An 8,879-nucleotide genomic window follows, 5' to 3' on the forward strand; every position below is an offset into this window, starting at 1 on the left:
TCAACATCATTCAAAAAAGAAAGCACTGAAGCAAGCTCTTCAGTGCTCCACGATATGTCTAGTGGGTAACGATAGTTTTTATTCATATTATTCAATCTCAGCTCTTAAAGTTGCATCGCGCAATTCCTGTTTTCGATATCCGCGAGGCAAAAACGCACGGATTTCATCTTGCCGTGGCGCAGGGCTATTTTAGAGAGTATTTTTACACGCGCGGCACGGCGTTTAGCTTTTTGGCTGAGCAAAGCTCTAAATTTAAATCCTACATAAGCGATTGGCGCGAGGTTTTGCCGGCGGAATTTCTAGCGGAATTTAGCGGCGAAATTCACAACGAGATCGTCGAGAATTACTGCTGCGGCGCGTATCTTAGCGCTGCTAGCGTGCAGAAGCTGCTGCGCGATTATGAAGCGGACGGCGAAATCAAATCTGCCGTAGATGAGTTTTATGCGCAAAATTTGCCCGTGTTTTTAAAGGCGCTAAATTTGGCGCGCGAGCTTGAAGTGGGACTACTTGAGGCTACCGAAGTGGTTGAGCCCAATCCGATCGATCTGAATAGGTCCGAGTCGTTTTCAAATCTTTTTAATTGCGATCCGCAGGGCGCGCTGATCTACGCGGAAATCGCAGCGCAGCAGATCGGCGAAGCGATAGGGTGCATCAAGGCAGTCGGAGGAGGTACCACGGACGGAGAGAATTTTACCTCGCGTGGCGAGAAACGCGACGAAAAAAGCTCCGTCTCGCGCAGCGCCAATGTGAAGGGCGGCGGCAGTGCGACGGAAGCGGATGGCGGCGCAATGAAGGTAAGCAGCGAGAATTCCGTCCCTTGCAGTGGCGATACAATGGAGGGCGACAGCGAGAATTCCACCGCAGAAGATCATAAAGACGCAACCTCCGCAGGCGGCGAAAAGTCGCTTTTTGGCAAGATCAAAGGGCTTTTTAAATAGCAAATTTGATCGCTTTATTCCGCCGAAGCTCGCGCGGAGTTAAGGTCGTAAAATTAAATCATCTCACGTCCGCAGACCCTGCGCGGTTAAATTTAGCTAAAACGGCGCGGCAAAAAGGCGTAGATTTAAAATTTAAAACTTGCCGAAATTTTAAAACGGCGGCTTGCATATCCGAAGTTACGAAATTTTAAAGCGTCGCAAACAAGCAAACAAGCTGCAAAGCGGCTAAATTTAAACCTGCCACAGCCTTTGCGGCGGATAAGCTGCGGATAGGTTATATGTTTAAATTCCATAACCAAAAGCGCCCGATTTTGATTTCATGTCACTTAAAATTATACGTTCGGGCGCTAATTTGATCGCTCACAAAACGCCGCGATAAAATTTCAATGAATTTTGAATTTTAAAGCTCGTCACCTCAGAAATAAAGCTCGAAAAAAGCAAGCGCAAAGATAAAAAACAATATCAGCGCCGCGCCGCCCGCGCGGACGTAGCTATCGTCCCGCACGCCGAATTGCACGCAATAGGCAAACGCCATAAAAAACAGGCAAGCCGCTAAATTTGCGGAGCGTTTCTTTTCGTCTTTCAATGACGATATGCACAAAACGGCGGCTAGCATAAGAACTACGGTCGCGATAATTTGCATGGCGCACCGCCTTTCGTGCAGAGCGGGAAAGAGTCGTTATTGGGCATTAAGTGATAGAATTTCGCAGTTTTGATCTGCCCGTCTAGGCTCTTGGCGAGCAAATTTTGCGCTTTTGTTGAAGCGACGGCTTTTAAAATTTCTCGCTCGCCGCCTCTTAAAATCATCCTTCAAGCCCGCCGCCGGCTTAGCGGAAGCTGTCGCTTCTGCTAGGTATCAGCAGGTCTTGCAGCTCCTGCTGCACCGAGACTTTCGCGCGCGGATCGAGGATCTGCGAGTAGATGATAAAATTTGCAAGCACCTTTTTGCCGTAGTCCCTGCTCTCGGCATACGGCACGAGCTCCATGCTAAGCCACGGCTCAAATTTGCCTTTATTAAACATATCGCCGCGCTGAAGCATCTTTTTGACGAGCCCGAGCCCGCCGTTGTAAGCGTATGCGATGAAAACCGGGCTGTAAATTTTACGCTCCAACCAGTCGATATGAATGTTGGCGAAGCGGTAAGCGACTTCCGGGCGGAACATATCGTCTTGATCGAAGCCCGCGATCGCAAGCTGCTTTTTGCCGATGTCGTTAGCCAAAAACGGCATAAATTGCATCATCCCAAGCGCATACGACGTAGATACCGATGCGGGCACGAAGCGGCTTTCTTGGCGGGCGAGCGCCAAAATTAGCGCCTTGCGGCGGTTATCGCCGTCGCCGATGTATTCCATAAACGGCGTCGGATAGAAGTTGTCTTTGCCGCCGCTTGCTTTATTCATGATGTATGAGTACTCGCCGATACTTTGCTTGGTGTCGAATTTTTTGGCAAATTCCAAAAGCTGCTCGCGAGACATCCTATCGGCGCTATTTTTCGTGCGAACCCAAGCGAAAGGATCGGTGATATCGTAGCCCTCGATGGAATTTTTAGCGGGATTTGGGATGATGATGTTTAAATTCTTATCTCCTAAGACCTCCTTGGCATAAAGCGCGTAGAGGCTGTAATAATCGCTGCTAGCAAGCTGGCGCAAGACATTTTGGTCTCCGTTTAGCAGGTAGATCCAAAATTTCGCATTGTGCACGTCGTGAGGTTTCTCAAAGCTCGCCGCCGCGCGGTTAAAAAACGCAAGCGCAGCCCCTTCGTCGTCCTGCATGACGGCATTTACGCCGAGCATAAACGCTACGTCCTTATCCACGGCCAGCGGATCGACGCCCGTGAGCGAGCGGCGCAAGCGTGGGTATTTGCGGTTGATTAGCGCGTCGTTAAGAACCGCCTTAAAGCTTGGCTGGGCGCTTAGGCCGGTAACGAAGGTCGCATCAGCGTCGATGTCGATCAGAGCGTCTTTGCCCGCGCCTTTTAAGTAGTCGTAATATAAAAAGTAGTTTTGCGCGTTGCGGCTCTGCATAAAATATTCGCTCGGATTTTCGTCGTTAAATCCGCGCAGTAAATTTACGGCGTTTCTACTTGCCGCGTCTTGGTGCTTTTCAAGCTGCGAAGCGAGCGTCTCGCGCACCGATGGGCTTAGCTTGGCGATAAAATTTGGATAGGAGCGCGCCTTTTTGCAGGTTAAATTTGCATCTAAAATATTGGCGGAGGTAACGCCTGCGCAGTGATCCGGACGCTTAGGCGGGCGAACGGCGCCGAAAATTCTATCTAGCTTCTCTTTTAGCTTGCCCTTGTAGCGAAAGATGCTCTGCTTCAATGCCTTGATCTCGGCTTTATTAAATTTCGTCTCGTCGATCAGGCGGTAGATGTAATAGTCCTTGGCTAGGGATTTTGGCTCGTCTTTGATCTGTTCGTAGCTTAAAATTTTACCACTACTTGCGGCGCACAGCAGTCCTAAAACAAGGCTAAATTTCAGAAATATTTTCAAATGACCGTCCTATTGATGATATAGATTATCGCGCTGTCAAAGAAATTAAGCACGAGTAGGATAAGAAGCGGCGAAAGATCAAATCCGCCGAAAGTCGTAGGCAGATAGCGACGCACCAGCGCAAACGCAGGCTCGGTAAGCGCAGAGATAGCGCGGACGATTTTATAAAATTTACCGAACGGATTTGGACGGATGAAACTCAAAACGCAGGCGACGAAAATTAGCATCATATAAGCTTGAATCACGTAGTGAATACTCACTAAAATGCCGTAAAATACGCTATTTAGTAGCATCGAGTATCTCCTTCAAATCGGCGCGGATCAGCGGATACAGCTCGCTAAGCTCCGGTCCGTGAGGTGCGCCGGTTAGTAAAAATCTAAGCGGCATAAACAGGCTCTTGCCCTTTAAGCTTGTAGCCTGCGAGAGCGCCGCTTTGAAATCATTAAATTCCATTGGAGCGCCGTTTGAGCTTAATAAATTTAAGATCGCCTCTCGCAGCGCCTGCGCCTGCGCCGCCCACTCCTGCGGGATATCTTTCGCGCTGTAGATCGCTGCGATCTTTTCTTTAATCTGCGGAATAAGGCTTGCTTCTTGAGTGTAAAATTTTATCAAAGGTGCAAATCTGGACTCAAGCTCAAAAAGCTCAGCCAGGCGCTGCTCGCTCGCTCTTTTGATATGCTCGCGGTTTATAAAGGCGAGTTTGTCCTCGTCAAATTTCGCCGGGCTTTTTGAAATTTTAGCGATGTCGAAAAACTCCACCGCCTCATCCATGCTAAAGACCTCGCGCGGCGTTTTGTTGCCCAGTAGGATTAGATAATTCGCGATCGCTTCGGGCAGATAGCCGCTTTGAAGCAGCCATTTTACCGAGGAGCTATCCTCGCGCTTGCTCATCTTTTTGCCTTCGGAATTTAATATGATCGGCAAGTGCGCGTATTTGATCTCGCCCTCGTAGCCGAGGCTTTGGCGGATCCAGTTTTGCTTCGGGGTGTTTGAGACGTGATCCTCGCCGCGGATTACGAAGCTCACGCCCTGCATCATATCGTCGCAGGCGCAGGCGAAGTTATAGGTCGGCGTCTTGTCCGCACGCATGATAACAAAGCTGTCGATATTCTGCGGCTCAAATGCTATACGGCCCTTGATCGCGTCGGTAAATTCCAGCGCGTGATCGGGCTTTTTAAGGCGGATAGTAAAGGGCTTGTCGCAGCCAAGCACCTCTTCATCGCTTAAATGCTCGCAATGCCCGTCGTAGCGATAAGCCTCGCCCGCGTCCTTGGCGGCTTGTTTTTTCGCTTCAAGCTCCTCCTCGCTGCAAAAACAGCAAAACGCCTTTTTCTCGGAGAGTAGCTTAGCAGCGAACTGCTGATGAAATTTTAAATTTTTGCTTTGATAATACAGGCTCTGCCATGAGATGCCGAAGCGCTTTAAAATTTCGATTATCTCTTGATCTTTGCCTTCGATATTGCGCGCAGTGTCGGTATCCTCGATGCGTAAAATAAAGCCGCTTTTATCTTGCAGCGAGCAGATGTAGTTAAAAATAGCCGCGCGTAAATTTCCGATATGCATATCGCCGGTGGGCGACGGAGCGAAGCGATACAATTTAGGTCCTTTGGGTTTAAATTTAAGCTGGGATTATACTTTTTACTTCCTAATAAAAAGCAAAAACAAAGCAAAAATAGGCTAATATCGGCGCATTTTATTTAAGGAGACAATATGAGTTTCATTCAGGAATTCAAAGAATTCGCAATGAAAGGCAACGTCATCGATATGGCGGTGGGCGTCGTTATCGGCGTGGCTTTCGGCAAGATCGTAACCTCGCTAGTAAGCGACATCATGATGCCAGTTTTAGGACTTCTTACGGGAGGCATGAATTTTACCGATCTTAAGATCGTGTTAAAAGAAGCGGTGGGGCAGACCCCTGCCGTTACGATAAACTACGGCTCGTTTATCCAAGTAACGGTCGATTTTATCATCATCGCGTTTTGTATATTTTGCGCGATCAAGGCGATCAATAAGCTTAAAAAGCCCGTCGAGCCTGCGCCGGAGCCGGCTGCGCCCGCTGAGCCTAGCGAAGAGATTAAACTTCTTACCGAGATAAGAGACCTGCTTAAAAAATAGGTCGCGGCGATGCTTGAGAGAATTCCTTATTTCAAAGCTCTAAGCGCAGCGCAAATTGATCGTTTGGAGCAGATTAGCATCCATAAAAGCTACAAAAAGGGCGAAATTTTATTTTTCGAGGGCGAGCGCTCGCAGTATCTATTAATCCTGCTAAAAGGAATTTTAAAAATCTATAAAACCTCCGCAAAGGGGCGTGAGATCCATATGCGTGAGATCCGCCCCATCTCGCTCGTAGCCGAGATGGTAAATTTCGAAGAGACGAGCTATCCTGCAAGTGGCGTGTTTTCGACAAACGGCGAGGTGCTAAAGATCGATTATGAAAAATTTAAAAACGAGTTTATGAGCGATCCTAAAATTTGCCTGGAGCTTTTAAAATCGATGTCTGAAAAGATCCGCGCGCTAAATGCGGTCTTTGATAATCAAGTCGTGCTTAGCTGCGACGGCAAAATCGCTAAGTTTATCAACGAAAATTTTGATATTTTTATGAGCACAAAATACACTAGAATAGCCAAAATTCTAAATGTTACCCCCGAAACATTTTCGCGCACCATCACTAAATTTAAAAAGAGTGGCGCGCTAATTTTGGACGATAAGCAAGAAATCACGGGCTTTGATAAAGATAAGCTGGATGAGTATATCCAAGGCTAGAGTTTGAAAAGCGCCTATATTTTTCCGATCGTCGGTACGGTTTTATTTCTGTTTTTCAATCTTTACGTTTATAAGTCGATCGGCGCGCGCTTTACGCCATATAAAAATTTCGTGATCTTTCGCCCTGCCTTGAGCTTGCTTTGCGTAGCTTTGGCGATTTTAGATGCGATATTTTTTGTGGGTTTTGGGCTTAATGGAAGCTTTAAAAACGAGCTACTCTATAAGCTATGTGTATTTTGCATGGCGGCGTCCTTTTCGCTCTTTTTTATCTGCCTTGCTTACGATGTGCTAAGCGCCGCTGCGCATGTAGTTAAATTTAGCCAAAACAGGCGAAAATTTTTAAAAACCTTTATAGACGTAACCTTTGTAATAATGGCGTTTAGCTATATTTTTAAGGGGCTTTATAATGCACTAAAAATTCCAAAAATCACCGAGCGCGAAATAAAAATCAAAAACTTAGCTCGCGAGCTAAGCTTCGTCGTTATTTCGGACGTGCATCTGGGCGAGTTTTTGAAAAAGGAATTTTTGCAAGGCATCGTAGTGCAGATAAACTCGCTAAATTATGATGCGCTACTGATCGTGGGCGATATGTTTGATCTGCGCTCGGATGAGCTCGGGGATATTTTGCAGCCTCTTGAGGCGATCAAAAAGCCTATCTTTTTCGTCACGGGCAACCACGAATATTACCGCGGCGACGCAAGCGGGCTTATAGCGGCGATGCAAAAAGCGGGTGTGCGGGTGCTGCAAAACGAAAGCGTGGAATTTGAGGGGCTAAATTTAATGGGCGTGTACGATCTTAGCGGCTTTCGCTTCGGATACATGCAGCCCGATCTCGGCGCTGCGCTAGCGCAGGCAGACCCCGATAAGCCTAAAATTTTACTCGCGCATCAGCCCAAATACGTCGTGGATTTCGTGCGCGACGAGGTCGATCTGTGTATCTGCGGACACACGCACGCGGGGCAAATTTTCCCGTGGACGCTTTTGGTGCTGCTTAGCCAGAAGTATCTTTACGGGCTGTATAACGACGGGCTGAAGCAAATTTACGTAAGCAGCGGCGTAGGGTTTTGGGGCCCGCCGATAAGGGTCTTTGCGGATGCCGAAATCGCGCTGCTTAAGCTTAGAAAGGCATAGATGAGAAGTTTTATTTCGAGGATTTTTGGGGTTATCGCCGCGGTGAAATTTCCTAAATTTATACAAAATTTTATCAACCGCAAATATGTGGAATTTTTCAAAATCGATATGAGCGAATTTGATCCGCCGCAAAGCTACGCGAGCCTAAACGCGCTTTTTACCCGCCGCTTGCTGCGCCCGCGCGAGATAGCGGCAGACGAGGCGGCTTTTATAAGCCCTAGCGACGGTGTGGTCTTTGAGAGCGGATGCTGCGACGATCTGCGGGCTTTTAGCGTAAAGGGCTGCGAATACAGCCTTAGCGAACTGCTGGGGGGCACGTTTACGGCAAACGAAAGCGGTGCGGTTAAAAATTTAGATGACGCCGCGGTTGCTACGAACGGGAGCGGCGAGGTTGGAACCGGATGCGCAAAAGATGCCGGCGCAGGGATGAAATTTCGCGCTGCGCAAGCGAAAATCAGAGGCGATGAAAACGGCGCAACTTATACCGCGAGCGGCGTGCAGGCTGAAATTTATAGCGATGAAAGCGGTGCGAGCCGTGAAACGAGCGCAGAGGACGCCCAAAGCGGCGAAAATACAAGCAGCGTAAATTTAAGCTACGCAAACATCTATCTAAGCCCGCGTGATTATCATCATTATCACGCGCCGTGTGATCTAAGTGTGCTGCAGGCGCTTTATATCCCTGCAGATCTCTACAGCGTGGCGAAGAAATTTTTACTTAAAATTACAAACCTCTACGCTAAAAACGAGCGCGTGATTTTAAAATGCAAAATGCGAAACGGCGGGATTTTGTGGATGGTTTTCGTGGGTGCTTTAAACGTCGGCAAGATGAGATTTGATTTCGATACGCGAATACAAACGAATGCATGCGCAAATAGAGCTGAGGCGCTTTACGAATATGAAAATTTAAACTTTAAAAAGGGCGATCATTTGGGAAATTTTGAGCTGGGTTCGACGATCGTGCTCGTAGCGCAAAGCGAGTTTTTAAAATTTGAAACTCCGGCTAATATGTCCGTAAAATTCGGGCAAAAAATCGCAGAATTTAATGAAATTTCATAAAATTCCATTTAAAATGCAGGATTTTTTCTTTAACTAAAATTAATTTTATTTAAATTTGGCTATAATCATCTTACTTTAAATCAAAGGATTTAACATGAAAAATTTAAAAGCTTTTACGATGATCGAGCTTGTTTTCGTCATCGTCGTTTTAGGTATTTTGGCGGGCATCGCGGTGCCTAGATTGGCCGCTACGCGCGATGATGCCACGATCGCTAAGATGCGTGGGGATATCGCCGCCATTAGAAGCGGACTTTCGCTAGTTAGAAGCGAGAATATGATGAGGGGCGTGACTACGTGGCCTGCTTTGGAGGGTTCGGACAATGCCACTCTTTTTGAAGGCGTTTTGCAGCAACCTATCTATCCTATGAGAGACGGCGGTAGGAACGGCTGGACTTTGGTTACGAACGGCAATGCCAATGCGACATCTACATATAGGGCTAGCGTAGCAGGCAAGAGTACTACTTTTGATTACTATCCAACTACACCTTTGGCTACGGCA

Annotated in this window: 11 protein-coding genes; 6 read left to right on the forward strand and 5 right to left on the reverse strand. The window is 47.4% G+C overall.

What is annotated here, in order from left to right; genetic code table 11:
- The coding region (locus Q0095_RS10310; RefSeq protein ID WP_366806394.1) for a UPF0223 family protein at positions 1–86 on the reverse strand (86 nt) is incomplete at its 3' end.
- Positions 87–110: 24 nt separating this feature from the next.
- Here Q0095_RS10310 and Q0095_RS09630 point away from each other — a divergent pair.
- Complete coding sequence (locus tag Q0095_RS09630) at positions 111–938, forward strand: hypothetical protein (protein ID WP_297883306.1); 828 nt, start codon at positions 111–113, stop codon at positions 936–938.
- Between the two features lie 415 nt (positions 939–1,353).
- Here Q0095_RS09630 and Q0095_RS09635 read toward each other — a convergent pair whose 3' ends face one another.
- From Q0095_RS09635 to gltX, 4 genes are all read right to left on the reverse strand, one after another.
- Positions 1,354–1,581: a hypothetical protein gene (locus Q0095_RS09635; RefSeq protein ID WP_297883307.1), complete on the reverse strand. Its 228-nt coding sequence runs from the start codon at positions 1,579–1,581 to the stop codon at positions 1,354–1,356.
- 184 nt (positions 1,582–1,765) lie between these two features.
- Positions 1,766–3,430, reverse strand: coding sequence for a lytic transglycosylase domain-containing protein (locus tag Q0095_RS09640; RefSeq protein ID WP_297883308.1), 1,665 nt, complete (start codon positions 3,428–3,430; stop codon positions 1,766–1,768).
- On the reverse strand, positions 3,427–3,723 hold the full coding sequence (locus Q0095_RS09645; RefSeq protein WP_297883309.1) for a YggT family protein: 297 nt from the start codon (positions 3,721–3,723) through the stop codon (positions 3,427–3,429). Before Q0095_RS09645 ends, Q0095_RS09640 begins: the two co-directional genes overlap by 4 nt.
- Positions 3,710–5,026, reverse strand: coding sequence for a glutamate--tRNA ligase (gene gltX / locus Q0095_RS09650; RefSeq protein ID WP_297883310.1), 1,317 nt, complete (start codon positions 5,024–5,026; stop codon positions 3,710–3,712). Before gltX ends, Q0095_RS09645 begins: the two co-directional genes overlap by 14 nt.
- Before the next feature lie 114 nt (positions 5,027–5,140).
- Here gltX and mscL point away from each other — a divergent pair, with 114 nt between their 5' ends.
- The 5 genes from mscL to Q0095_RS09675 form a co-directional block, all read left to right on the forward strand.
- On the forward strand, positions 5,141–5,545 hold the full coding sequence (gene mscL, locus Q0095_RS09655; protein ID WP_297883311.1) for a large-conductance mechanosensitive channel protein MscL: 405 nt from the start codon (positions 5,141–5,143) through the stop codon (positions 5,543–5,545).
- A gap of 9 nt (positions 5,546–5,554) precedes the next feature.
- Positions 5,555–6,193, forward strand: coding sequence for a Crp/Fnr family transcriptional regulator (locus tag Q0095_RS09660; protein WP_297883312.1), 639 nt, complete (start codon positions 5,555–5,557; stop codon positions 6,191–6,193).
- A gap of 3 nt (positions 6,194–6,196) precedes the next feature.
- Positions 6,197–7,324, forward strand: coding sequence for a metallophosphoesterase (locus tag Q0095_RS09665; protein ID WP_297883313.1), 1,128 nt, complete (start codon positions 6,197–6,199; stop codon positions 7,322–7,324).
- Positions 7,325–8,380: an archaetidylserine decarboxylase gene (gene asd, locus Q0095_RS09670; protein ID WP_297883314.1), complete on the forward strand. Its 1,056-nt coding sequence runs from the start codon at positions 7,325–7,327 to the stop codon at positions 8,378–8,380.
- Between the two features lie 94 nt (positions 8,381–8,474).
- The coding region (locus tag Q0095_RS09675; protein ID WP_297883315.1) for a prepilin-type N-terminal cleavage/methylation domain-containing protein at positions 8,475–8,879 on the forward strand (405 nt) is incomplete at its 3' end.

Source organism: uncultured Campylobacter sp., assembly GCF_938045535.1.
Lineage (GTDB): Bacteria > Campylobacterota > Campylobacteria > Campylobacterales > Campylobacteraceae > Campylobacter_B.

Coding starts and splice junctions, on each gene's coding strand:
- Q0095_RS09635 (WP_297883307.1), bottom strand. CDS start 1,581: ATGCAAATTATCGCGACCGTAGTTCTTATGCTAGCCGCCGTTTTGTGC.
- Q0095_RS09645 (WP_297883309.1), bottom strand. CDS start 3,723: ATGCTACTAAATAGCGTATTTTACGGCATTTTAGTGAGTATTCACTAC.
- mscL (WP_297883311.1), top strand. CDS start 5,141: ATGAGTTTCATTCAGGAATTCAAAGAATTCGCAATGAAAGGCAACGTC.
- Q0095_RS09660 (WP_297883312.1), top strand. CDS start 5,555: ATGCTTGAGAGAATTCCTTATTTCAAAGCTCTAAGCGCAGCGCAAATT.
- asd (WP_297883314.1), top strand. CDS start 7,325: ATGAGAAGTTTTATTTCGAGGATTTTTGGGGTTATCGCCGCGGTGAAA.